This window comes from Mycobacterium pinniadriaticum (assembly GCF_026242045.1).
Lineage (GTDB): Bacteria > Actinomycetota > Actinomycetes > Mycobacteriales > Mycobacteriaceae > Mycobacterium > Mycobacterium pinniadriaticum.
Window position 1 is genome coordinate 155,191 of the sequence record NZ_JAPJDO010000003.1, and the last position, 25,252, is coordinate 180,442.

At 68.4% G+C, this 25,252-nt stretch carries 19 protein-coding genes and 2 pseudogenes; 13 read left to right on the forward strand and 8 right to left on the reverse strand.

Features of this window, described 5'->3' with window-relative positions; all coding sequences use genetic code 11:
• Positions 1–31: 31 nt before the first annotated feature.
• The 4 genes and pseudogenes from ORI27_RS05000 to ORI27_RS05015 all read left to right on the forward strand — a co-directional run bounded on the left by ORI27_RS05000 (position 32) and on the right by ORI27_RS05015 (position 4,250).
• Positions 32–1,721 (forward strand): annotated as a pseudogene (locus ORI27_RS05000) (hypothetical protein).
• A gap of 29 nt (positions 1,722–1,750) precedes the next feature.
• Complete coding sequence (locus ORI27_RS05005) at positions 1,751–2,449, forward strand: rhomboid-like protein (protein ID WP_265995445.1); 699 nt, start codon at positions 1,751–1,753, stop codon at positions 2,447–2,449.
• 11 nt (positions 2,450–2,460) lie between these two features.
• Entirely contained in the window at positions 2,461–2,940 is a 480-nt protein-coding gene (locus ORI27_RS05010) for a nucleoside deaminase (protein ID WP_265995446.1), read from the forward strand.
• Positions 2,937–4,250 (forward strand): alpha-amylase family glycosyl hydrolase, encoded by a 1,314-nt coding sequence (locus tag ORI27_RS05015; RefSeq protein WP_265995447.1) that lies wholly within the window; start codon positions 2,937–2,939, stop codon positions 4,248–4,250. The genes ORI27_RS05010 and ORI27_RS05015 overlap by 4 nt, the downstream gene beginning before the upstream one ends.
• Here ORI27_RS05015 and ORI27_RS05020 read toward each other — a convergent pair.
• The gene (locus ORI27_RS05020) at positions 4,247–4,666 is read right to left on the reverse strand and encodes a DUF1810 domain-containing protein (protein WP_265995448.1); all 420 of its coding nucleotides are present in this window, start codon (positions 4,664–4,666) and stop codon (positions 4,247–4,249) included. The two genes, ORI27_RS05015 and ORI27_RS05020, sit on opposite strands and share 4 nt — an antisense overlap.
• A gap of 225 nt (positions 4,667–4,891) precedes the next feature.
• Between ORI27_RS05020 and ORI27_RS05025 the strand changes: the two genes are divergently transcribed.
• The 4 genes from ORI27_RS05025 (at position 4,892) to ORI27_RS05040 (ending at position 9,463) form a co-directional block, all read left to right on the forward strand.
• Positions 4,892–5,890 carry an esterase family protein gene (locus ORI27_RS05025; RefSeq protein ID WP_265995449.1) on the forward strand — a complete coding sequence of 333 codons (999 nt, stop codon included), beginning with the start codon at positions 4,892–4,894 and terminating at the stop codon, positions 5,888–5,890.
• A 125-nt stretch (positions 5,891–6,015) separates the two neighbouring features.
• The gene (gene lon / locus ORI27_RS05030) at positions 6,016–8,352 is read left to right on the forward strand and encodes an endopeptidase La (RefSeq protein WP_265995450.1); all 2,337 of its coding nucleotides are present in this window, start codon (positions 6,016–6,018) and stop codon (positions 8,350–8,352) included.
• A gap of 84 nt (positions 8,353–8,436) precedes the next feature.
• On the forward strand, positions 8,437–8,769 hold the full coding sequence (locus ORI27_RS05035; protein ID WP_265995451.1) for a TfoX/Sxy family protein: 333 nt from the start codon (positions 8,437–8,439) through the stop codon (positions 8,767–8,769).
• Positions 8,770–8,812: 43 nt separating this feature from the next.
• Positions 8,813–9,463 carry an endonuclease gene (locus ORI27_RS05040; RefSeq protein ID WP_265995452.1) on the forward strand — a complete coding sequence of 217 codons (651 nt, stop codon included), beginning with the start codon at positions 8,813–8,815 and terminating at the stop codon, positions 9,461–9,463.
• 9 nt (positions 9,464–9,472) lie between these two features.
• Here ORI27_RS05040 and ORI27_RS05045 read toward each other — a convergent pair whose 3' ends face one another.
• The 3 genes from ORI27_RS05045 to ORI27_RS05055 all read right to left on the reverse strand — a co-directional run bounded on the left by ORI27_RS05045 (position 9,473) and on the right by ORI27_RS05055 (position 14,163).
• Positions 9,473–10,207: an SHOCT domain-containing protein gene (locus ORI27_RS05045; RefSeq protein ID WP_265995659.1), complete on the reverse strand. Its 735-nt coding sequence runs from the start codon at positions 10,205–10,207 to the stop codon at positions 9,473–9,475.
• Positions 10,208–10,240: 33 nt separating this feature from the next.
• Positions 10,241–12,610, reverse strand: a complete 2,370-nt coding sequence (locus ORI27_RS05050; RefSeq protein ID WP_265995453.1) for a hypothetical protein — start codon at positions 12,608–12,610, stop codon at positions 10,241–10,243.
• 86 nt (positions 12,611–12,696) lie between these two features.
• On the reverse strand, positions 12,697–14,163 hold the full coding sequence (locus ORI27_RS05055) for an acetyl-CoA acetyltransferase (RefSeq protein ID WP_265995454.1): 1,467 nt from the start codon (positions 14,161–14,163) through the stop codon (positions 12,697–12,699).
• A gap of 125 nt (positions 14,164–14,288) precedes the next feature.
• Between ORI27_RS05055 and ORI27_RS05060 the strand changes: the two genes are divergently transcribed.
• A complete protein-coding gene (locus ORI27_RS05060; protein ID WP_265995455.1) occupies positions 14,289–15,035 on the forward strand; it encodes an alpha/beta fold hydrolase in 747 nt (248 codons plus the stop codon).
• A gap of 106 nt (positions 15,036–15,141) precedes the next feature.
• A complete protein-coding gene (locus ORI27_RS05065) occupies positions 15,142–15,519 on the forward strand; it encodes a hypothetical protein (protein WP_265995456.1) in 378 nt (125 codons plus the stop codon).
• A 13-nt stretch (positions 15,520–15,532) separates the two neighbouring features.
• Here ORI27_RS05065 and ORI27_RS05070 read toward each other — a convergent pair whose 3' ends face one another.
• Complete coding sequence (locus ORI27_RS05070) at positions 15,533–16,969, reverse strand: aldehyde dehydrogenase (protein WP_265995457.1); 1,437 nt, start codon at positions 16,967–16,969, stop codon at positions 15,533–15,535.
• Positions 16,966–19,317 (reverse strand): CoA transferase, encoded by a 2,352-nt coding sequence (locus ORI27_RS05075; protein WP_265995458.1) that lies wholly within the window; start codon positions 19,315–19,317, stop codon positions 16,966–16,968. The genes ORI27_RS05070 and ORI27_RS05075 overlap by 4 nt, the downstream gene beginning before the upstream one ends.
• Before the next feature lie 81 nt (positions 19,318–19,398).
• Between ORI27_RS05075 and ORI27_RS05080 the strand changes: the two genes are divergently transcribed.
• Both ORI27_RS05080 and ORI27_RS05085 read left to right on the forward strand, forming a co-directional pair.
• On the forward strand, positions 19,399–21,825 hold the full coding sequence (locus ORI27_RS05080) for a phosphoketolase family protein (protein ID WP_265995459.1): 2,427 nt from the start codon (positions 19,399–19,401) through the stop codon (positions 21,823–21,825).
• A gap of 46 nt (positions 21,826–21,871) precedes the next feature.
• A complete protein-coding gene (locus tag ORI27_RS05085; RefSeq protein WP_265995460.1) occupies positions 21,872–22,636 on the forward strand; it encodes a CPBP family intramembrane glutamic endopeptidase in 765 nt (254 codons plus the stop codon).
• On the opposite strand, the gene ORI27_RS05090 is transcribed toward ORI27_RS05085, so the two are convergent.
• Positions 22,633–23,214, reverse strand: a complete 582-nt coding sequence (locus ORI27_RS05090) for a CGNR zinc finger domain-containing protein (RefSeq protein WP_265995462.1) — start codon at positions 23,212–23,214, stop codon at positions 22,633–22,635. The genes ORI27_RS05085 and ORI27_RS05090 overlap by 4 nt on opposite strands.
• Positions 23,215–23,405: 191 nt before the next feature.
• Here ORI27_RS05090 and ORI27_RS05095 point away from each other — a divergent pair, with 191 nt between their 5' ends.
• On the forward strand, positions 23,406–23,834 hold the full coding sequence (locus ORI27_RS05095; protein WP_265995463.1) for a hypothetical protein: 429 nt from the start codon (positions 23,406–23,408) through the stop codon (positions 23,832–23,834).
• A gap of 55 nt (positions 23,835–23,889) precedes the next feature.
• Here the strand turns inward: ORI27_RS05095 and ORI27_RS05100 are convergent.
• Positions 23,890–24,947: pseudogene (locus ORI27_RS05100) on the reverse strand (IS110 family transposase).
• Positions 24,948–25,252: the final 305 nt, after the last annotated feature.

Below are 25,252 nucleotides of genomic sequence, written 5' to 3' on the forward strand. Positions count from 1 at the left end.
GGACCTGCCGCACTAACCTAGGCTGAACGGCATGGCGGTTCCGCTCGACGACATCGAGCCGTACTACGACCTCGGGGATTACCACCGGCCCGTCGACACCCCCTCGCCGCGGGCACAGGTCTGGTTCGACCGCGGACTGGTGTGGGCCTACGCCTTCAATCACGAGGAGGCGATCGGATGCTTCGAGCGTGCCCTGGCCGCCGACGCCGACCTCGCGATCGCCCGCTGGGGCATCGCCTATGCCGTGGGGCCCCAACTACAACAAGGCATGGGACGCCTTCGACCCGGTTGATCTCGCGGCTTCCCTGGCCCGAGCCCGGATGGAACTGGACCTGGCCGCCAACGGCCGCGCCAGCGCCGTCGAGCGGGCGCTCATCACGGCGCTGGCCACCCGATTCCCCACCGACGATCCCGAGGACGCCGAGGCGTTGGCGGCCGGGCACGTCGCCTACGCGGACACCATGACCGAACTGGCGCAGGCCTATCCCGACGACGTCGACGTGCAGGCTCTGGCCGCCGACGCGCTGGTCAACCTCACCGCATGGGCGTTGTGGGACACCACAACCGGTGAACCCGCCCCGGGTTCGCGGATCGTGGAGGCCAAACGGCTGATGGACCGGGCGTTGAGCACCGATGCCGGTCGTGCCCATCCCGGTGTGCTGCACCTCTACATCCATGCGATGGAGATGTCGGCGCACCCCGAGGACGCGCTGCCCGCCGCCGACCTGCTGCGCGGATTGGTCCCCGACGCAGGCCATCTGCAGCACATGCCATCGCACATCGACGTGCTGTGCGGGCACTACCGGGACTCGGTTCTGGCCAACCAGTCCGCGGTGGCCGCCGACCGGCGCTTCGTCGAACATGCGGGGCCGCTGAACTTCTACTCGCTCTACCGGGCGCATGATCTGCACTTCATCGTCTACTCGGCGATGTTCGCCGGTCAGTCACAGATCGCGCTGCAGGCCGCCGACGAGTTGTCCGGACAGCTGACCGCCGAGCTACTGTCCATCGAATCCCCGCCGATGGCCGACTGGCTGGAGGCGTTCGTCCCGCTGCGGATGCACGTGCTGATCCGGTTCGGCCGATGGGACGAACTGATCGCCGAGCCGATCCCCGACGATCCCGATTTGTACTGCAGCACAACGGCGACCATCCATTACGGGCGTGGTGTCGCACACGCCGCCAAGGGACAGCTGACGCAGGCCACCGCCGAACGTGAGGCGTTCACGCGGGCCTACGCCCGGGTTCCGGAATCGCGGTACCTGTTCAACAACACCAGCCGCGACATCCTCGCCGTCGCCGCGGCCATGCTCGATGGTGAGATCGCCTACCGCAAAGGCGATTTCGAGGATGCATTCGAGCACCTGCGCCGCGCGATCACACTGGACGACAACCTGCCCTACGACGAGCCCTGGGGCTGGATGCAGCCCACCCGGCACGCCTACGGTGCGCTGCTGATGGAGCAGGGGAAGCTCGAGGAGGCCGCTGCGGTGTATGCCGCCGACCTCGGGCTGGATCCGACCCTGAGCCGGCCTTGCCAGCATCCCGGCAACGTGTGGAGCCTGCACGGCTACCACGAATGCCTGCAACGGCTCGGACGCAGCGACGAGGCGGTGATCATCGGGCGCCAGCTCGAACTGGCCAAGGCTCGCGCCGACGTGCCGATCTTGGCGTCGTGCGCTTGCCGGTTGGAGGTCTTCGACGAGGATTGCTGCCGCTGAGCCGGTCCGGCCCGACGTAACCTCAACACGTGCACGACGGCTCAGAACAAGCCGCGACGGTCACCGCACGGGGCGGCGGCTGGCCGCAGCGGATCGCGCAGTTCGTCCGTTCCGCACCGGTGACGTTCGGGTGGCTGACGGTGCTGTTCTTGACCACCGCCGTGGCGCACCTGCTGCCCCGCTGGCACCTGTTGTCGTTGCTGCACAAAGACTCCACCAACCTGCACCACCTGGCCTCCGATCCGATCCGGGTGCTGATCACCAGCCTGCTGTGGATCGACGGTTTTGTCTGGTGGCCCTACGTCCTGGTGTTCGGTGCCTTCCTGGCGCCGGCCGAACGCTGGTTGGGTTCGGCGCGCTTCGTGATCGCCGGACTGACCGCCCATGTCGTGTCGACCTACTGCAGTGAGGGCTTCCTCTACTGGCAGATCCAGGAGGCAGCGGTGTCGCCGAGGTATCTCAATGCCCGTGACATCGGGGTCAGCTACGTCGTCGTCGGCATCATCGGGCTGTTGACCTACCACATCGCACGACCGTGTCGCTGGCTCTATCTGGTTGTCGTGGCGGGCGGGGCCGTTCTCGCGGTGATCGTTCTGCACCCCACGTTCACCCAGGTCGGCCACCTGACCGCCCTGTTGGTCGGACTGGCCTGCTATCCGCTGGCCCGCGGACGGCCGGGCCCGGCAGTGGATCCGTCGCGGCTGCTGCGCAAGAGGCGCCGTGCGTAAAGTGGGACAACATGGCGCTCGACGACCAGGACATCCGCCGACTCGGGCGCTGCGTCGAGCTCGCCCGGGCCGCCGTGGCGGCCGGTGACGAGCCGTTCGGTTCCCTCCTCGTCGACGCCGACGGTCGCATCCTGTTCGAGGACCACAATCACGTGGCCGGCGGCGATGCGACCGCACATCCCGAGCTGGCGATCGCACAGTGGGCGGCGGCCCACCTGTCCCCCGACCAGCGCGCCCGCGCCACGGTCTACACCTCCGGTGAGCACTGCCCGATGTGTTCCGCCGCACACGCGTGGGTTGGCCTGGGCCGCATCGTGTTTGCCGTGGCCAGTGCGCAGCTGAGCAGGTGGCTCGCCGACTGGCGGGCCCCGTTGCCGCCGGTGGCGACACTGCCGATCAGCGCCATCGCCCCGCAGCTGACGGTCGACGGACCGGCCGCGCAGTACCGTGACGAGGTGATGGCCCTCTACGCCGCGAAGTTCCGGCCATGAGCGAGCCGGCCTGGATACGCCACGCGATCTGGTGGCACCTCTATCCACTGGGTTTCGTCGGCGCCTTCCCCGCCGCCAAGCCACCGGCGCCCGGCGAGCATCGGCTGACGCGCATTGTCGACTGGCTCGACCACGCGGTCGAGCTCGGCACCTCGGGCATCGCGCTGGGCCCGATCTTCGCCTCTCGCACCCACGGCTACGACACCACCGACCACTACCGCATCGATCCGCGCCTGGGCGACGAGGCCGACTTCGACCACTTGGTCGCCGAGGCCCACCGGCGCGGGCTGCGTGTGTTGCTGGACGGCGTGTTCAATCATGTCGGAACGGATTTCGGCCGGTATCGCCGCGCCATCGACGACGGTGACGCCGATTCGGTCGGGTGGTTCCGCGGCCGCCCGGGCCGATTCCACACCTTCGAAGGGCACAGCGAGCTGGTCACCCTCAACCATCGCAACCCGGCGGTCATCGACTACACCGCCGACGTGATGAACCATTGGCTCGGCCGCGGTGCCGACGGCTGGCGGCTCGACGCCGCCTACGCGGTACCGGAGGCGTTCTGGGCGGACGTGCTCCCCCGGGTCCGCGACCCCCATCCCGACGCCTGGTTCGTGGCCGAGGTGATCCACGGCGACTACACCGCGTTCGTCGCCGGTTCCGGTGTCGACTCGGTGACGCAGTATGAGCTGTGGAAGGCGATCTGGAGCGGCCTCAATGACGGAAACTTCCACGAGCTGGACTGGGCGCTGCAGCGGCACAACGACTTTCTGTCGCACTTCGCCCCGATGACATTCGTCGGGAATCATGACGTCACACGTATCGCGAGCCAGTTGCGACGACCCGAGCATGTGGCACACGCCCTGGTGCTGCTGTTCACCACCGGCGGCGTGCCCACCATCTATGCCGGTGACGAATTCGGATACCACGGCGTCAAGGAAGAGCGGGCCGGCGGTGACGACGCGGTCCGGCCCGAGTTCGGCACCGCGGCACCCCAGCCCGACGCCACCGGTCGCGAGACTCTGAACCTGCACCGGTACCTGATCGGATTGCGCAGGCGGAACCCATGGCTGCACCGGGCGAAAACCACTGCGCTGCAACTGGACAACCGATTCTATGCGTACGAGAGTCGGGACGGCGACGACGCACTGATCGTCGCGCTAAACATCGACGACGCGCCGATGCGCCTACCGGTGGCGGAGCTCACCGGCAACCAGGCGCAGCTGGTGGGCGGCACGGCGGCACCACCGGCGGAGATCGTCAGCGAGGTGGTGGTCCCGCCGCAGGGCTGGCTGGTGCTGCGTCCCGGTTAGAGCAGCTCCAGGGTCCGCGGGTCCTGCTGCCCGCCGTAGAAGGCATCCAGAACCGCCAGGAAATCAGCATTGTCCGTGGTGGCCCGGGCGAACAAGGTCATCGATGAGCACACCTTGAGGTTGTCCGGCCAGCCGAAGATCTCTTCGATCGAGAAGTCTTCGATGGCCACCACCAAGCGGGCACAGTCACGCAGCCGCGCTCCGAGCACCGGATGTGCCAGGTAAGCCTGCGCCTCTGCCAGCGACCTGATACCGAAACGCTTTGCCGTAGAGCTTTTTCCAAGCGCAGAAAGCTGAGGAAAGATGAACCAGATCCAGTGGCCGCGTTTGGCGCCGGCACGCAACTCGGTGATCACCCGCTCGTAGACCCCATCCTGGGCATCGACGAAGCGCTGCAGATCGAAAGGGTCGTCCATACTTCAACCGTATCGTTGCCCCGGCGTGATCGTCCCGTTATTGACGACTGATTCAAAGTCGTTGGCGGAACGATGATCCCGAGTCCGGCGCGACTCCCGATCGTTAGCGAACCGCGACTTGGCGCACCGACGCGCGTACCGGGCCCAGGGTGGTGCGCGTGATTAGCTACCGGCGCACAGCACTTCTCCGCTGTGAAACGCGTACGAAAGGTGATGGTTTCCGTCATGAAGATCGTCGAGATGATGCGAGGCACTTGGTTGCGCCGCCTGGCCGCAGCCTTCGTGGCCGCACTCTTTCTGCCCGGCCTTATCGGCGTTGTCGGCGGGTCGGCGACCGCGGCCGCCTTCTCCAAGCCGGGGTTGCCGGTTCTCTACCTTGATGTCCCGTCGGCGTCGATGGGGCGCAACATCCGTATCCAGTTCCAGGGCGGTGGGCCGCACGCGGTGTACCTGCTCGACGGTCTGCGGGCCCAGGACGACTACAACGGCTGGGACATCAACACCCCGGCGTTCGAGTGGCTGTACGGCTCGGGCCTGTCCACCGTCATGCCGGTCGGTGGCCAGTCGAGCTTCTACACCGACTGGTATCAGCCGTCGCAGGGCAATGGTCAGAACTACACCTACAAGTGGGAAACGTTCATGACCCAGGAGTTGCCGGCCTACCTGCAGGCCAACTACGGCGTCGACCCCAACGGCAATGCCGTCGTCGGTCTGTCGATGGCCGGTAGCGCGTCGCTGACCTACTCGATCTATCACCCGCAGCAGTACGTCTACGCCGCATCGCTGTCGGGCTTCCTGAACCCGTCCGAGGGCTGGTGGCCGATGCTGATCGGGCTGGCGATGAACGATGCGGGCGGCTACAACGCGCAGAGCATGTGGGGCCCGTCATCCGATCCGGCCTGGCGGCGCAACGACCCGATGGTCAACATCAACCAGCTGGTCGCCAACAACACCCGGATCTGGATCTACTGCGGCACCGGTACGCCGTCGGATCTGGACACCTCCGGTGGCGGCGGCAACCTGATGGCAGCCCAGTTCCTCGAAGGCTTCACATTGCGCACCAACAAGACCTTCATGGACAACTACCTGGCGGCCGGTGGACGCAACGGCGTGTTCAACTTCCCGGCGAACGGAACCCACAGCTGGGGCTACTGGGGACAGCAGCTTCAGCAGATGATCCCGGATATGCAGCGGACCCTGGGGGCCACCCCGACCGCCGGCTGATCCTCGCAGCACACCAGTGCGCCTGTCGCCCTCCGGCGGCAGGCGCACTGCGTTGCGCGACGGCGCTGGGGAACAAAGCAAGGGTCCCCTAGGTTGAGTCGATCAGACTTAACTTTGGAGGATTGATGGCTGAAGCCAACACAGCGCGGCGTCCCGTGCCCGTGCTTTTCCTTAGCGACCCGATCGTGCTGCCCGGAATGGTGGTGCCGATCACGCTCGACGAGGCCGCCCGGGCTGCGGTCGACGCGGCCCAAGCGACGGACTCCGGCCAGCTGCTGATCGCGCCGCGCCTGGACGATCGCTACCCCACCTATGGCGTGCTGGCGTCGATAGTGCAGGTGGGCCGTATTCCGGGCGGCGGTGCCGCTGCCGTCGTGCGGGGTGAGGGCCGGGCCCATATCGGGTCGGGAACCACCGGCCCCGGCCCGGCGCCGTGGGTCTTGGTGGAGGAAGTGACCGAGCCCGAGGTCACCGACGAGACCAAGACACTGGCCGCGGAGTACAAGAAACTGCTGCTGGCGATGCTGCAGCGCCGCGAGGCGTGGCAGATCGTCGACGTGGTCAACAAGATCACCGACCCTTCGGCACTGGCCGACACGGCCGGCTACGCGTCCTATCTGTCCGACATCCACAAGCGGCAGCTGCTCGAAACCGAAGATGTCGACCACCGGCTCCGACTGCTGATCGACTGGACCGCCGAACACCTCGCCGAGGTGGAGGTCAGCGACAAGATCGCCGAGGACGTCCGCGAAGGCATGGAGAAGACGCAGAAGGAGTTTCTGCTGCGCCAACAGCTCAATGCCATCCGCAAGGAGCTCGGGGAACTGAGTCCCGAGGGCGGGGAAAACACAGATGACTACCGTTCCCGCATCGAGGCCGCCGACCTGCCAGACAAGGTTCGTGAGGCCGCGCTGCGCGAGGTCGGCAAGCTGGAACGCTCCAGCGAGCAGAGCCCCGAGGGCGGCTGGATTCGGACCTGGCTGGACACCGTGCTGGACCTGCCGTGGAACTCCCGCACCGAGGACTCGACGGACCTGAACGCGGCCCGGGAGGTGCTCGACGCCGACCACCACGGGTTGGACGACGTCAAGGACCGGATCGTGGAATACCTGGCTGTGCGCGCCCGTCGTGCCCAACGAGGTCTGCAGGTCGTCGGCGGCCGCGGCTCGGGTGCGGTGATGGTGCTGGCCGGTCCGCCCGGCGTCGGAAAGACGTCGCTGGGTGAGAGCGTCGCCCGCGCGCTGGGCCGCAAGTTCGTCCGCGTGGCGCTGGGCGGTGTGCGCGACGAGGCCGAGATCCGCGGCCACCGAAGGACATACGTCGGCGCGCTGCCCGGTCGCATCGTCCGGGCGATCGGCGAGGCCGGCTCGATGAACCCGGTCGTCCTGCTCGACGAGATCGACAAGGTCGGCTCGGACTACCGCGGCGACCCCGGTGCCGCGCTGCTCGAGGTCTTGGATCCGGCCCAGAACCACACCTTCCGGGACCACTATCTGGATCTGGATCTGGACCTGTCCGACGTGGTGTTCCTGGCCACGGCCAACGTGATCGAGAACATTCCCTCCGCGCTGCTGGACCGCATGGAGTTGGTGACCATCGACGGTTACACCGAGGACGACAAGGTCGCCATCGCCCGTGACTACCTGTTGCCTCGTCAGCGCGATCGCGCCGCGCTGACCCCTGAGGAGGTCACCGTCACCGATGCTGCGCTGCGCAAGATCGCCGCGGACTACACCCGTGAACCCGGTGTGCGTCAGTTCGAGCGGCTGCTGGCCAAGGCGATGCGGAAAGTGACCACCAAGCTGGCCGAACAACCCGAACCGATCGTGATCGACGAACCCGACCTGGTCGAGTACCTCGGCCGGCCCCGGTTCACCCCGGAGTCCGCCGAACGCACCGCGGTGCCGGGCGTCGCCACCGGCTTGGCCGTCACAGGTCTGGGTGGCGATGTGCTCTACATCGAGGCCGGCGCGGTCGACGGTGAGCCGAGCTTGCAGCTGACCGGCCAGCTGGGCGATGTGATGAAGGAGTCGGCGCAGATCGCGCTGTCCTACGTCCGTTCGCATGCCCGGCAACTGGGTGTGGAGCCCGCGGCGCTGGACCGCAAGATCCACGTGCACGTGCCGGCCGGGGCGGTGCCGAAGGACGGTCCGTCCGCCGGGGTGACCATGGTGACCGCGCTGGTGTCCATGGCCACCGGGCGGCAGGTCCGCTCGGATGTCGGGATGACCGGCGAGGTCACCCTGAACGGCCGGGTGCTGCCCATCGGCGGTGTCAAGCAGAAGCTGCTGGCCGCGGGACGCGCCGGACTGTCGACGGTTTTCATCCCGCAACGCAACGAGGCCGATCTGGACGACGTTCCGGCCGAGGTGCTCGAGGCGCTGACGGTCAAGCCGATGATCGATGTCGCCGACATCGTGGCCCAGGCGCTGGAGCCCCAGGCGCAAGCCGCCGCGGCGTAGATTCCCGCGACCAGACGCAGAATCGCGCGGATCCGCATGGATTTGTGCGATTCTGCGTCTGCTGGGCGTGGTAGGAAACATCGCATGGCCTACGACGAAGACCTGGCGAATCGCCTGCGGGAAGCGTTGGCCGCCGAACGGGGTGTCGTCGAGAAGCGGATGTTCGGCGGGTTGGCGTTCCTGATCAACGGGAACATGGCGGTGGTGGCCAGCGGGCACGGCGGCCTGATGGTGCGGGTACCGCCCGAGGACACCGCCGGTCTGCTGGCCCGCGACCACGTCGAGCCCATGGTGATGGCCGGGCGCGAAACCCGCGGCTGGGTTCGGGTCGATGACGGTGGCCTGCGAACGACGCGCCAACTGCGAAGCTGGGTCGTCCGCGGCGCCGACCACGCAAAATCCCTGCCGCCGAAGTAGCGGCCCGTTTAGTCGGGCGCGTCTCGCGGGTATCGGGTGCCAGATGGATGATCCAGAGGCTCGGAACCTCGTACAGCGGCTTCGCCGGCACGCTGGCACCACGTACGCCGCTGAAGCGGGGATCACCCTGCGGGACGCCCCGATGCCGCTGTTCCAGCTGTTGGTGCTGTGCATGCTGGCCAGCAAACCCATCGACGCCGCGATCGCCACCCGGGCCGCACGGGAGCTGTTCCGGGCCGGCCTGCGCACGCCGCGTGCGGTGCTCGCCGCTGACCGGCCCACGATGATCGCGGCGTTCGGCCGGGCGCACTATGTCCGCTATGACGAGAGTTCGGCGTCTCGGCTGATTGACCTCGCCACCCGGGTCGACAAGGACTACCGCGGTGACCTTCGAATGCTGGCCCGGCTCGCCAAACCCGACGTGCGGGCCGCGAAGCTGTTGCTCAAACAGTTCAACGGCATCGGCGACACCGGCGCCGACATCTTCCTGCGCGAGGTGCAGGATCTGTGGCCCTGGGTGCGGCCATATTTCGACAAGCGGGCGCTGGCCGGCGCGGACGCTCTCGGACTGCCCCGCGACGCGGCCAAGCTGGCCGCACTCACCGGTCGCACGATCGCGCCGCTGGCCGCGGCCCTGGTGCGGATCACCCTCGACGACGGCGTGCGCGATCAGGTCTGCTCGGTGCGCGCGTAGCCCTGTCCGTCACGGAGCGAGCAGTCGCTCTCGGGCCGTTGCGAATTCGGCTTCGGTGAGGTCGCCGCGATCCCGCATGGTCTTCAACATCTGCAGCCGTTCGGCGACATCGGGCTCGAGATCGGTGGGTTGTGGAGCGGCCCGCAGGACGGGCTCGTCGTCGATCAGCTCGACATGGTTTGGCCGGCCCGGATCGACGCGGACCGCCACCCGATCGTCCGGCTCGGGAACCTCGCCGAGGGTGAACGTGCCGGTCAGCTGCGCCTCGTAAGGTGGCGCACCGTCGGATCGTTCAATTCTCAGCCGCAGGACGCGCCGGCCGGCGTCCTTGTTGACCACGACGTTGAACATGGGCCGGATCACCGCGAGCACGATGCCGGCGCCCCGTACGCCGTCGCGGCGCAGCCGATCCACCCGCGACACCGCGACCACCAGCCAGCTCGCATAACCGAGGACGACGGCCGTCCAGACCCCGAGCCACCACGGCGACAGCGGAGCTGTCCAGTCCGCGGCCCACGGCACCACCGACGAGATGATCCATCCCGGCAGCACCGGCAGCGGCGCCCGACGCGACATCATCAGGAACACCACGAACTGCGCGACATAACCGGCGAGCCACACCCCGAGCACCCAGCCGGTGGCCGGCCCACTGCCCGCCTGGTCGAGCATTCGGGCGCCGACCAGGGCCGGCACCACGATCAGCACCCACCACAACGCCGAGAGGCCCGCGATCGTCCGCGACATCACCGGGCCACGGTATACCGGGTCACGACGAGCTCAGGACCGCGCCTCGGCGGCGACCAGCCGCGCCGTGGGCTCGCCGTCCGGGGCGAGCACGGTGACCAGGCCGGCCGACCCGTCGACGCGGACCCGCATACCGGTGCGCAGCCTCAGCGCGCAGTCGCCGATACCGGCGACCCACGGCACACCGATCATCGACGCGTCGGCCAGTACCGATCCACCGTCGGTCAGCACGGCTGCGGGTGCGCCCAGCAGCGCGACGGGTTCGACGTCGGCGGAGCAGATGACCGCGATCTCGCCGGCCTGCAGTCCCACCTCGGCGGCCGAGTCAACCACCCGGATGGCGCCCTCGACTATGCCGGGAACCACGCTCGTGCCGCGCAGTTCCTCGGCGACCCGGGCGGGATCAGGGGCGACGACCGCCCGCCATCGGGTATCGATCACGGCGGGCGGCCGGACGGCCTGCAACCGTTCCCGCTCGGCGACGCGACGTTTCACGCGCAACCGGCTGTCGGCGGGCGAGGCCAAGGCCTCTTCGAGGGTCAGGTAGTAGATGTCATCACGTCCCGCCAGCATGTCCTCGGCCACCAGGCGAGCGCCCAATTCCCGCACCGCCAATCGCAATTGATGGGTGAAGCGCAGGGTGGTGTCATACGCCGACACCCGACATGCCTGCGCGCCTGGCATTTTCGGCTCCTCGTCGTGCACATGCGAACCCGGAACCCGTTCGGCTGCGGCGAGGAGGGCGTCCGGATTGTCGGCCAACACCGGCGCCGCCAGCTCGGCGGCCCCCGGCCCGCGGTGGCCGATATGAGCCAGCACGGTGTCGAACGCGGTGGCCAACATCGGCGCCGCGGCGCGCGCGGCTGCCACATCGCCGGACTCCAGCGCGGTCCGCGCATAGGGGTGCGCACGCAGCACACGCGCCAGAGAATCGATCTCGGATCGAATGCTCACCGTCTCACCCGCGCCGTCCAGCTGCGCCGGGGCCACCTCGGCGAGCAGCACGGCGAGCGCGGTCAGGACCCACCCTTCGTGGACTCGACTGCGCAACAACCGGATTCGCGCCGCAAGCTGGGCGTCGTGCAGCACACCGAACCTGGCGGGGCCGCGCCGCTCGGCATCGGAGTCCGCACGGTAGGCCCGCAGGTGCCTGCCGTACATCCGCGCCGAAGAGATCAAGCGGGTCGTCGACATGGCGCCGGTGATCGACACCAGCCGTCCGGGAGCGACACCAGGCCGGCCCGCCGGGGCACGAAGTCGGCGGGACAGGCCGGCCGCCCGGACCGGGAGTCGAGGTTCGGCGGCGGCCAGGGCCGACGAGCCGAGATAGACCCGGTGACCGAACACGGCGAACAGCCTGCTCTCCCATTCGCCGGCCACCGGGTCGCGCAAATCCAGCAGCTGCGACAGCGTCCGTCCGGCGGCGCGCAGTCCGGTCAGGTGCACATCCAGCGACATCGGGCTGAGCGGTTCGGCGGTGGCGTCCTGCAGTGGAGTCACGACGAACTCTGCGAACCGCGGGTCGATGCGGTCGTCGAATTCTCCGTCGGCACCGTCGAATGCCGCGCCGACCAGGTTCGGGCCGCCCGCTCTGGGCACATTCGCGACCGGCATCGGGATTCGTCCGGGCGCGGCGACCGCCCCGTCGGGGCCGACTTTGCGGCCTTCCAACCCACGTACCGTGTCGGCTACGGCATCGGTTGCACCCCAACCGCATTCGAATCCCCACACAGTGGGCAGGGCGGCCAGGTCCATCGGCGGGCACAGCTGAGGCCAACCGGGCACACCGCGTACTTTCGGCCGCGGGTCGGCACCGCCGAGGACCTGCTGCGCCGCGACGGCCGTGATCGAGTCGGCGGTCGCGAGGTCGACCACGCCGGTGCGGTCGGTGCCGACGGCGGCGACCAGGAATCGGATCAGGTCATCGACGTGCAGCACATGCGGCACCGCGCCGGCGCCGACCTCGAGCAGCGCGGCCACCGACCGGCAGACCAGCGCGTCGGCCTGCCGGCCCACCGGCGCCGCGATCCGCACGACGAGGTTCGGCGCCCATCCCGTGCTGACCAGGTCTTCGGCTTGCTGCCACGAGCGCGGTGCGAGCAGCGCCAGTGACGGGAATACGATCCGCGAACCGCCCCGCGCGGCCGCGTCGCAGACGCGGGCGACTTCGGCGGAGCGAATCGCATCCCGGCCCGCGGGGGGCAGAAGAACGACCACGTCGGCCTTCTGGGCCAACGGGTACAGGACCGGGTGGGTCAGGGCGGCGCAGAAGAAATCGACGCCGGGATCGAGGTCACGGTGGGGTCGTTCGGCGATGCCGTGGACCTGATGGCCGGCCGCCAGCAAACTTTCGGCGAGGGCGCGACCCAGCTCTCCGGTGACCTCGGTGAGCAAGATCCGCATGCCAGGCCCCATTTCCCCCGTCCCGCTCCGACGAGAATAGGCAGGTCCCCGGGAAATTATCGACCTTTGGCCGCTGCCCGACAAGGTCAGGCGAGGGTGGCCCGACCGTCGACGTGCACCCGCACCTTGGCTCCGGCGATGTCGTCGGCCACGGTCACCGCGGCCGCTTCGGGATCGTCGATGAGGGCGAGCGCGCGGGCATCATCGCCGGTCCGCACCGCGAGGAACGTTTTTTGCGGGCGGCCGTCGCGGTCGAACGGTGTGGTCCAGGACTCCACGGTCCCGTCCCCCTCCCACTCGACCAGGGCCGTTCGGGTGGGCTCGCGGTCCACCGCCGGCTGGACGTCCTCCCAGCGGAACGCGGCCGGCGGCGGGGTGGCGCTGTAGACCCCGAAGCTGTGCTTGGTGAGGTAGCCGCCGTTGGCGGTGATCAGGCCGTGGGCGGCCGGGTTGGCGCGCAACAGCCCGGCCATCGTGGCGATGGAGTGCATGACGTAGTTGTTCCACGGGCCACCGGCGAAGGTCAGCCCGCCGGTGACCGTCAACGGCCGCCCAGGGTCGTCGGTGGGCAACCCGAGCTCATGGGCGGCCACCTGAACCGCCGACGGGAAACACGAATACACGTCGATGTGGTCGAGATCGTCGACACCGATGCCGGCCAGTTCGAGCGCGCGGCGGCCGGCGATCCGGATCGCCGGGGACCGGTGCAGTTCGTGGCGTTCGGCGACGGCGTAGGTGTCGTGAGAATCGGTGCCGGAGTACGGAAAGACCCACTGATCACGCGGGATCTGGAGGTAGGTCGCCTTCTCAACGGAGCACAGGACGACGACGGCGGCCTGGTTGACCATGTTGTTGGAGTTCATCAGCTTCGGATAGGGCCAGCTGATCATCCGGTTGTCCGAGCTGGGCTGCCCGATCTGCTCGGCGCTGCGGGGCTGGCGGCTCCACGCGTGCGGGTTGGCCGCGGCCACCTCGCTGAACCGCGCCCACAGCGCGGCGATCCGGTGCTGATGCTCGTCGACGGTCTCGCCGTTGGCGATCCGCAATGCCTGCTCGAACAGCGGATAGACGAACGCAGGGCGATCGAGCCCGATGCGATCCTCGGCCGGGCCCGACATCGGGACGTCCTCGCCGCCCGGCGGCACCGGCACCGTGTCGTCCTGGCGGGTCCAGTCCGGTTTGATTCCCTTGGCGCGCAAACGCATTCGAGTGCGCCAGGATTCACCCCCGGCCAGCAGGACGACGTCGGCGCGACCGTCCTGGATATCCAGGCACGCCTGGTTCACCAGCGACTGCGGGGTGTTGCCGCCGACCCCGGTGTAGCGGGTCGCGGCGTCGGCGGCGCCGATCCGCTGCCCCAACAGCGCTCCGGGATCGCGGTAGCGCCATGAGAGCAGGTTGACCACCCGGATCGCGTCGACGGCCTGCAGCACCCGCGGGTCGGCGGCCTCCCGCGCGGCGGCGACCATCAGGTCGACCGGCTCGACCTGCAGTTCGTCGTCGCGTTGATTGACCTGACCCGCGCCGACCAGGACCGGCGTCCGAGCATCCATCGACGGTCCCTTCCATAGTCGCGGCGGCGTTGTCCGGTTTGACGCCCGTCAAAACGTAGCATCGCGATGCCGGCAGCCCGACGGGTGCCTCCCGCCGTCGCCGTCGAGCATGCCAGGATGTCGCCATGACGGTCGTTCTGGTACACGGCAATCCGGAGACCGAGGTGATCTGGGGCTCGCTGGTCGAGACACTCGGGCGCGACGACGTTGTGCGGTTGTCCCCACCCGGATTCGGTGCCCCGCTACCCGAGGACTTCCCGGCGACGATGGTGGCTTACCGGGACTGGCTGGAGGCCGAGCTGGAACGCTTCGACACCCCAGTCGACGTGGTCGGCCACGACTGGGGCGGCGGGCACGTGCTCAACGTCGTGATGCACCGCCCGGAACTGGTGCGTAGCTGGGCCAGTGACATTCTGGGCGTGATGCATCCCGACTACGTGTGGCACGACATGGCCCAGGTGTGGCAAACCCCGGGCGCCGGAGAAGAACTGGTCGAGGCGATGGTCGGCGGCCCCTTCGAGGACCGGGTCGCCCAGATGACGACGTTGGGCATCTCCGACGCCGTCGCCACCGAACTGGCGCTGGCACAGGGCCCGGAGATGGGCCGGGCGATCCTGGCGCTATACCGCTCGGCCGCTCAGCCGGCGGTCGCCGAGGCGGGCCGGATGCTGGCCAACGCCACTGCGCGTCCGGGGTTGTCCCTGCTGGCCACCGAGGACCATTTCGTCGGCAGCGTCGAGCAGCGGCGCGCGGCGGCCGGGGAAGCCGGGGCCCGCACCGAGGTGCTCGACGGGCTCGGGCACTGGTGGATGCTGCAGGATCCGGCGCGGGCGGCGCAGGCCCTGACCACATTCTGGGATTCGCTCGACTAGGTCATCTCGGTACACGGGCTCAAACCGGTCGATCGCACCCCAAAGGATTTGCTTCTCCCCCAGCTGGGTAAGCGAACTCGTCCCCAAACAAGGAAGTGAGGGCCGCATGCCTTTCGGACCGAAACGGATTTCCCGAGCCACGATGACATTCGTCGGCGGAGCTGCAGTGCTGAGTTTGGCCGTCGGATGCGGTGGCAACGGCGGTTCCGGCGAGACGTCGAGTTCGACGACGACCACCCCGTCGGTCAGCGTCGAGGTGACCTCGACGGCCCCGGCCAGCACAGCGACGACGACCGCACCCGGCGGCATCAGCGGTGGCGGGGATGCCAACGGCGGAGGTGGCGCCATCCCGGGCGGCCCGACCGGTAGCGGCGGACCCGGTGGCGGCAGCGGGTCGATCCCCGGCGTCGGTAGCGGCGGTGGTGGACCCAATGGCGGCGGTGGCTGCATCGACGGTGTCGGCTGCATCGGAACCGGCGGATAAATCCGCCGGACACTCACGCGTCGGCCGGGCCGACCCGGTAGATCGACTTGAGGGCGAAGAACGCCTCGAGCCCTTCCGGCCCCAGCTCCCGGCCGATACCGCTGGCCTTCACTCCCCCGAACGGGGCGCGGAAGTCCAGCTGATAGTCGTTGATGCCGACGGTACCGGTGCGCACCGCCCTGGCCACCTCGGTGGCCCGCTCGTCGTCGGTGGACCATACCGTCCCCGCCAGGCCGAACTCGCTGTCGTTGGCCAGGGCGATCGCCTCGTCGTCACCGTCATACGGGATCACCGCGAGCACCGGGCCGAAGATCTCCTCCTGCGCGATGCGATCGGCATTGTCGACGTCGGCGAACACCGTGGGCGAGACGAACCACCCGCGCTCTTGATCGGCTGGGATCGACCCGCCCGCAACGAGTTTGGCCGAACTGTTCTTGCCCGATTCGATATAGCCGAGCACCCGATCGCGCTGGCGGGAACTGACCAGCGGGCCGATCTCGGTCGAGGTGTCCAGTGGGTCACCGACTTTCAAGGCGGACACCATGTCGACGAGCTTCTCCACTACCTCGCCGTAACGTGACCGCGGCGCCAGGATCCGCGAACTGAGGTGGCAGGTCTGGCCGTTGTTGACGAACGAGGCGGTGCGCAGTCCCTTGATGGTGGCATCGAGGTCGGCGTCGTCGAGGATGATCGCCGCGGACTTTCCACCCAGCTCGAGGGTGACCGGGCGGAGCAGTCGGCCACACACTTCGCCGATGGTGCGCCCGGCAGCGGTCGATCCGGTGAAGGTGACCTTGTCCACGCCGGGATGGGCCACCAGGTAGGCACCGGCGGAGGCGCCACCGGGCACGATGTTCAGCACGCCGGGCGGCAATCCGGCCTCCGCGGCGGCTTCGGCGAATACCAGGGCATCCAAAGCTGTTTCGGGAGCAGCCTTCAGCACCACAGTGCAGCCGGCAGCCAGTGCCGGCGCCAGCTTGAATGCGGCCAGCGCCTGTGGATAGTTCCACGGCACGATCGCGGCTACCACCCCGATCGCCTCCCGGCGCACTACGGTGTGCCCGATCATGCTCGGCCGGATCTCCTCGATCGGCGTGTCGGTGATCAGCTGGGCGTAGTAGCGCACCAGCGCGGCCGGGAACCGGCCATTGGCCCCGCGGGACAACGACATCGGCATGCCGTTCTCCCGGGTCACCAATTCGTCCGTGGTGCGGGCGCGCCGGTCCAGCGCGGCGGCGAAAGCGCTGAGCACCTCCGCACGGTGATCCGGCGAGGCGGACTGCCAGCCGGGCAGCGCGGCCGCGGCCGCCGCCACCGCCGCATCGATATCGGCGTGGGTCGCGCTGGCGCCATCGCCCAGTGGCTCACCGGTGGCGGCTTCGATCACCGGCTGCACCTGTTCGGCGATCCGGAACCGGCCGCCGATGAAGATCTGCGCCGCCGTGCTCATCTGCTCGCTCCCGTCGTCTGGGTGTCGCCGGCGGTGGTGAACAGCACCCCGTCGGCGATCAATTGGTCGATGTCACCGTTGGCCATGCCCAGAACGTCCCGGCACACCTGGCGCGTGTCGGCACCGGGAAGCGGCGCCGGGCGCTGCGGTGCGGATGGGATATGGCGATACGGTGCCGGCCCCGCCTCGGTCGACAGCGGGACGGCGAACAGCGGGTGGGCCATGTCGCTGAACACTTTCCGGGACCGAAGCTGCGGATCGTCGTGCAGGTCGGCGGCACGATTCATCGGACCGGCGGGCACCCCGGCGGCCTGCAGCGCCTCGGCGGCCCGAATCGGTGGCCGGTCCCGTATCCAGGCGGCCAGCTCCTGCTGTCCGGTGACAGTCGCGATCGCGTGGCGATCGGCATCCGAGCGGATCGACACCACACACCATTCGTCGTCACCGGCACACGGCAACACCAGGTGGGTCGCCGGATCCGGATCGAGGAGTTGGGCACCGCCGGCCACCGCGGCCAGGGTGACATAGAGGGTGTCGAGCTGGTTGATGACCGCTTCGGCCTGCGACACATGGATACGGGCGCCGACACCATCGCGCTCGCGCCGGATGAGCGCGGCCAGGGCGCCGATTGCGCTGATCCGTCCCACGACATGGTCGGGAAAGATCGTCGTGGCGTCGTAGAAGGCGTGCCGGGCTGCCGGGTCGGTGGACTCCTGTGACGTCCAGAGCTGGGTGAGCCCGATGGTGGCGCGCACCAGCGGCCCGTAACCCATTCGCGTACTCCACGGGCCGGTGTCACCGAACGCACTGCTCTCGGCGAGTACCACCGCGGGGTTGAGTTCTCGCAGACGCTCATAGGAGAAACCCAGTGCCGGTAGGGTTCCCGGCTTGAAGTTCGCGAACACGGCGTCCGATGCGGACACCAGCCGGCTGAACACTTCCGCTCCGGCCGCCGTGCGCAACTCCAGCCCCACGCCGAGATTGTTGCGATGTGCCCGGGCGAAGGATTCGCTGATCTGTTGATCCGGCCCCTTCTGGCGCAGCCCGTCGGGATAGCTCGAGCTCTCGATCTTGATGACCTCAGCGCCCATGTCGGCGAACAGCCGGCTGAATTCCCCGCCGGCGACGATGACGCCCAAATCCAGGACCCGAATACCCGCCAGCGGCCGGTCCGCGACCCGCCTCGTCGCCGCGGGGGTGAATCGTGGTGATTCCCAAGCGCTGTCGTCGGCGCTGAGCCCGGGCGCCGGAGTGCGGTAGCCGGCGTGGGCACCGTCGACCACCCAGTAGCCCACGGGTACCCGGGCGGTAACACCGGGGGCCAACTCGGCATCGGCCAGGGCGCCGACCGCCGCGAGGTGCTCGGAGGTCAATGCCTGCGCTGGAGTCAGCACGGCGGCGATCGGCACCCCGTGTGCCTGGCCCTCGGCGACCAGCTGCTTCATCGTCTTGTCGGCGAACAACGCGGCCATCAATTGGCTCAACTCGCCAAAGGCCCTGGTACGCGCTGCGATCGAATCGAAGCGGGGATCTGCGAACTGCTCCGGCTCCCCCAACCATGCCCACATCCCGTGCCACTGGCGCGGCGCCAGGACGCACAGGCGGACGTAGCCGTCACGGCAGGCGAAAATCGGATAGGAGTCCTGATTTCGGGGTCGGCCGCGCCACCGCTCGGCGGCATTGCGCGCGGTGGCGGCCTGCCCCTGGGTGCCGAACGGTGGATCCAGGGTCAGGACCACCGCGTCGAATCGGGAAAAGTCGACGTAATCGCCCGTTCCGCAGCGCAATCGGTGGAAATAGGCGACCAGGACCGCCCAGGCCGCCTGCACCGCGGCGGTCGCCGAGGCGATACCGTCCGGAGGGAGCACCGGGATACCGGTGGTCGGGCCGGAGCGGGACAGCGCGCTGCACATGGCATACAGCACGGCGTCGGTGGCCCGCCAGGACGCCCTCGGGCCGCAGGCGCCGAAGTCGGTGACCGACATGGTGACCAGCTGCGGAAACTCGTCGGCCAGCACGGCACACGACGTCCCGAACGCCGCCGCCAGGCCGGGGTTTCCGCTGTCGACGACGATGTCCGCACCGGCGACCAGCTCGAGAAACGCCCGCCGGTCGGCGTCATCGGCGGGGTCGAGGACCACGCCGCGCTTGTTGGCATTGTGCAGGGCGAACGGAACGCTGAGCCCGTCCAGCGCGGGGCGGGTGTGCCGCGCGGGGCTGCCTCCGGGCGGCTCGATCTTGATAACGTCGGCGCCCAGGTCGGCCAGCAGCCGACTGACCGCATCTGCCGTCTGGTCACACAGGTCGAGCACCCGCACCGAGGCGAGAAGCGGTTGCGACGCGAGCACGTCGGTCAGCGTAATGGAGCCCCGTGTGAACAAACGGTGCCCTGGCGGCACGGTCGCGCCGATCGGGGTTTGATGGGAAACATGGAGTCGATAAGCGAACAGACCATCGCCCAACTCGACGGCTGGTGGCGCGCGGCCAATTATCTTTCCGTCGGCCAGATCTACCTGCTGGACAATCCGCTGTTGCGAACTCCGCTGGCCCCCGAAGACGTCAAACCTCGCTTGCTCGGCCATTGGGGCACCACCCCCGGGCTGAATTTCCTCTACGCCCATCTCAACCGCGCCATCACCCAGCGCGAGCAGTCGACGATCTACGTCACCGGCCCAGGGCACGGCGGACCCGGCCTGGTGGCCAACGCGTACCTGGACGGCACCTACAGCGAGACCTACTCCGACATCACACAGGACACCGAGGGGCTGCGCCGGCTGTTCCGGCAGTTCTCCTTCCCCGGCGGCATCCCGTCACACGTCGCCCCGGAAACCCCCGGTTCGATTCACGAGGGCGGGGAGCTCGGCTACGCGCTGTCGCACGCCTACGGCGCCGCGTTCGACAACCCTGATCTGTTGGTGGTGGCGGTGGTCGGTGACGGCGAAGCCGAGACGGGTGCGCTGGCGACCAGCTGGCATTCCAACAAGTTCCTCAACACCGCCAACGACGGCGTGGTGCTGCCGATCCTGCACCTGAACGGCTACAAGATCGCCAACCCCACCGTGCTGGCGCGTATCCCCGAAGAGGAATTGCGGGCTCTGATGGTCGGATACGGCCACGAACCGTATTTCTTCGAGGTGCCCGACGATGGCGCTACCGACCACACCGACGCGCACCGGCGGTTCGCCGCTCTACTCGATGAGGTGCTGGACCGGATCGCCGAGATCAAGGCCCACTCGACAGAAGACCGGCCGGCCTGGCCGATGATCGTGTTCCGCACCCCCAAGGGGTGGACCGGTCCGGCCTACATCGACGGCAAGAAGACCACCGGATCGTGGCGCGCACATCAGGTCCCGCTGGCCAACGCCCGCGATACCCCCGAGCACCTTCGGGTGCTCGCCGACTGGTTGGCCTCCTACCGCGCCGACGAACTGTTCGACGCCGAGGGCAGGCTCGACCCGCGCATCGCGGCGCTGGCGCCGCGTGGTGAGTTGCGGATGAGCGACAACCCACACGCCAACGGCGGATTGCTGCTCAAGGATCTGCGGCTGCCAGATTTCCGGAGCTTCGCCGTGGACGTGCCCGCACCCGGAGCGAGCACCGCCGAAGCCACCCGGGTGCTCGGGCAATGGTTGACCGAGGTGATCCGGCTCAACCCGGACAACTTCCGGATCTTCGGGCCCGACGAAACCGCCTCCAACCGCCTGCAGGCGGTCTTTGACGTGACCGACAAACAGTGGGACGCGGAGTTCTTCGGCCCTGAGGTCGACGAGCATCTGGCCCGCGCGGGCCGGGTGATGGAGATGCTGTCCGAACATCAGTGCCAGGGCTGGCTCGAGGGTTACCTGCTGACCGGCCGGCACGGGCTGTTCAACTGCTACGAGGCCTTCATCCACATCATCGATTCGATGTTCAACCAGCACGCCAAGTGGCTCAAGGTCACCAATCACATCCCGTGGCGCCGTCCCACGGCGAGCCTCAATTACCTTCTGTCCAGCCATGTTTGGCGCCAAGACCACAACGGCTTCAGCCATCAGGACCCCGGCTTCATCGACCACGTCGTCAACAAACGCGCCGAGGTCGTGCGGGTCTACCTACCCCCGGACGCCAACACCTTGCTCTCGACCTACGACCACTGCCTGCGCTCACGCCAGTACGTCAACGTCGTGGTCGCCGGCAAGCAGCCGCATCCCAACTTCCTCACGATGGAGCAGGCGATCGCGCACTGCACGCGCGGGCTGGGCATCTGGGAGTGGGCCGGCAACGAAACGGTCGGGGACGATCCGGATGTGGTGATCGCCGCCGCCGGCGACGTACCGACCCTGGAGGCGCTGGCGGCGGTCGACCTCCTACGCCGGCACCTGCCGGATCTGCGGGTCCGGTTCGTCAACGTGGTGGACCTGATGCGGCTGCAGGACGACACCGAGCATCCGCACGGGCTGTCCAGCCGTGAGTTCGACATGATCTTCACCTCGGACAAGCCGGTCATCTTCGCCTACCACGGCTATCCCTGGCTGATTCACCGCCTGACCTACCGGCGCAGCAACGACAGCCGTATCCACGTCCGTGGGTACAAGGAGGAAGGCACCACCACGACACCCTTCGACATGGTGATGCTCAACGACTTGGACCGCTACCACCTCGTCATCGACGTGATCGACCGGGTGCCTGAGCTGGGGTCGCGGTGCGCGACCCTGCGCCAGCAGATGGCCGACAAGCGGCTCGCCGCCCGCGAGTACACCCGGGCCCACGGCGACGACATCCCCGAGGTGCGCGACTGGGTGTGGCCGGGCGCGCGTGGCATGCAGGTCGGTTCGGCGGTCGACGCGACGACGGCCACCGGCGGTGACAACGAGTAGCGACAGATCGGGGTCCTCGGCGCTCGCAGGTACACTTGGCCAGGTTATGTCCGAGCACAGCGCGGTGGCCGCGCATTCCCATCCCGCGCTCTCGCAGCTGGCCGCGCTGCATCATTTCCGGATCTACGTCGATATCGGCGTCGTGGTCGTGGTGCTCGCGATGACCAATCTGCTCGCTCACTTCACCACGCCGTGGGCCAATATCGCCGTGGTGCCGGCCGCCGCGGTCGGGCTGCTGCTCCTGGTGCGGTCACGGGGACTGGGCTGGGCTGAACTCGGGCTGGGCCGCGAGCACTGGCGCTCCGGCGCGCTCTACGCGCTGGGGGCGGTCCTGCTGGTGGTGACCGTCATCGTGGTGGGAGCCCTGCTGCCCTGGACTCGGCCGATGTTCCTGAACGACCGGTACGCCACGCTGTCGGGTGCGCTGATCGCCTCGATGATCATCATCCCGTTGCAGACCGTCATCCCCGAGGAACTCGCGTTCCGCGGGGTGCTGCACGGGGCGCTCGACCGCGCGTGGGGCTTTCGCGGCGTGGCGGCCGCCGGGTCCTTGCTGTTCGGCCTGTGGCATGTCGCCACTTCGCTGGGGTTGACCAGCAGCAATGTCGGGTTCACCCGGCTTTTCGGCGGGGGGCTGCTCGGTGTGCTGGCCGGGGTGGTCATGGCCGTGCTGGCCACCGCGGCGGCCGGGTTCGTCTTCACCTGGCTGCGGCGGCGCAGCGGCAGCCTGATCGCACCGATCGCGCTGCACTGGTCACTCAACGGTCTCGGGGCGCTGGCCGCCGCGCTGGTGTGGCACCTGTCGACCTAACCCCGGCGTCTGGCCCGGAACTCCCTGTTCTTCAGCTTGTTGCCGCACGTGGCCATGTCGCACCACGTCCCGCCGTGATTGCGGGACCGGTCATAGAACGCCCACCGGCAGTCCTCGTTGCCGCAGGCCTTCAGGTGGGTCCAGGTGCCGTCGCGCTGGGCGTCGGCCACGACCAGCAACAAAGAAAGCAGCCGGCCCTCGAGCGAATCGGTGTCGGCGGCCACCCGCAGCGTGCCGCCCGGCCCCAGGCGCACACGGGCGGCGGCGGCATCGGCGATCCGGTTCAGCGAACCCAACTGCACACCGGTGGGCGCCGGACCGCCGGCATTGTGCACGAGCATCGCACGCAGGGCTTCCCGCACATCGCGGATGAAGACCAGGTCATCGGTGCTCGCGGCGGTGCCGGGTGGCAGCAGACCCTGGGCGCGTAGCCAGGGCTCGGCGTCCACGGCGTGCGCCAACCGGTCGGCACCGGATTCCAGGTCCACGGTGTTGACCAGCGCCTGGATCCGGGCCAGCGGCTGCGGTGCCGGCTTGCCCTCGCTATCGCCGAGCCACTGCGCAGGGGCCTGCGTCATGCCACGAGCCTAGAAGCAAGTGACCAGTAAATCAACTTGACTGGTCATGCGAGACCGGTGTAGCGTCCTGACTGGTCATAAGAGACGGCAACGACGTCGCCTCGGAACAGGAAAAGCCCATGGGGCACAGTCATTTTCAGGATAACTTCCGCGACACTAACACCCGACTACCGGGCGGATTCGACGCCCCCGTGTCGGCCGACCCCCTCCGGGGCGCGTCAGTTTCGGCCCGGATCCGGGCCCGGTTGTTCGCCGGCCGCCTCGATCGGGATGTCGACGCGGGTCTCCTACCGCTTCCTGGCAGCCCGCTGGCCGTCCATGTGGCGCGTCTGACCTCGGTCGAGGAGCGCGAAGCCCTCGCCCGTTCGCTGCGCCAAGCGCTCACCGAATCGCACGAACGTCGGAGCTACCCGCCCCGCATCCCCGTGCATCCGGAGCGGCTGGCTACCTGCCGCGGCGTGATCGACGAGATCACGTTGCTGCTGCACTCGCCGCGCCCGGTGCACGCGCGGGGCATGGCGCGGCTACGGCTGCTGCTCTCCGACGGCACCGGGCCGCTGTACCTGCGCGGCCGGGGCAGTCTGGCCGCGCAGCTGCGCGGCGTACTGGCCGCACTGTAGAGCCCGATCGGCACCGGGCTAGGTGCGCAGCTAGACATCCCAGGACCGTAGGTTGTCAAGCCGCTTGAATGTTTGGTCCTGGTTGACGGTGTGTCCAGGCCTTGTGTTCGTCGTAGCTGGTGTGGTGGCGTAGGCAGCCGTGCAGGATGCCGACGAGGCGGTTGCCCAGTGCGCGTAATGCTTGGTGGTGCAGATCGCCGGCGGCGCGGTGTTGGTCGTAGAACGCGCGGGCGCCTGGATTGTTGGTTAGGGCGCAGAAGGCCCATTGGTCGATGGCGTCATAGCGGCGCCGGTTGCGGACGTGGCGGGCCAGCACTGCACGTTTCTTGCCCGACGCGACGGTCAAGGGTGATGTTCCGGCGTAGTTCTTGCGACACTTGGCGTCGCCAGCTCGGCTTCGAGGTCGGCGATCTGATGGTTGAGCTCAGCGATGATGCCCACCGCGGCACGGGTGGTTGCCCCGAACGCGGCGGTGACCGCGGCTGGGGCGGCGAGCTGGTCGCCACGCAGCATCTCCTGAATCTGCAGCGCACGGGTGTCCAGATTGCGTTGTCGCCCAGCGGCTTTGAGCGCTGATCTGATCTTGGACAGACTCAGCCGTGCGGCGTCGGCAGGGGTGGGAGCGCGGCCCAGGATGGCCAGGGCGTCGCGGTCGGCCAGGTCGTCGAAGGCCTCCAACGCCGCGGGGTAGTACTCACGCAGCGCCGAGCGCAGCATGTTGGTGTTCCTGTTGCGGGCCCAGATCAGGCTCTGGTGACCGCGCGCCAACACCTTGATTGCCTCCACGTCGGGGGTGTCCCCGGCGATCGGGCGGTGATTGTCCCGGTCGGTGCGCACCAGGTCAGCAAGCAGTTTGGCGTCACCTGCATCGGACTTCGCGCCCGAAACCTGATGGCGGTCGCGGTAGCGGGCCACTGCAAGGGGGTTGACCGCATACACCTCGTAGCCGGCCCCGGCCAGCGCCTCGACCCACAGGCCGCGGTCGGTTTCGATGCCGATCACCACCTGCTCTGGCCCTTCGGCGTGGGCGGCCATCAGCTCGTGGAACTTGCCGATCCCGGCGAGTCCTTCGGGCAGCCGCCGCGACGCCATCTTCGTCCCGTCGGCGTCCATCAGATGAATGTCGTGATGGTCCTCGGCCCAGTCGTCTCCAACGAATATCGTCAACTCGCCTCCCTGCTTGATGTTGGGGTCAAACCTGTCGAGCCAAGAGGCATCCGGCGGCGACCTAATGGATCAGTGCTCGAAGCACGACACCCCATGAGCGCTATAAATGACCTCACCAACCGGCCGGGGCACGATCTAGCTCTAGGAGTCGAAACCCACACCCGGGCGAACGAAGTGCTCACCGGCCGGCGGCTCGGTTGACCAGCCTCCCCCGACGAGAGTCAAACACCCGTCAACGGCACGCTGATCGA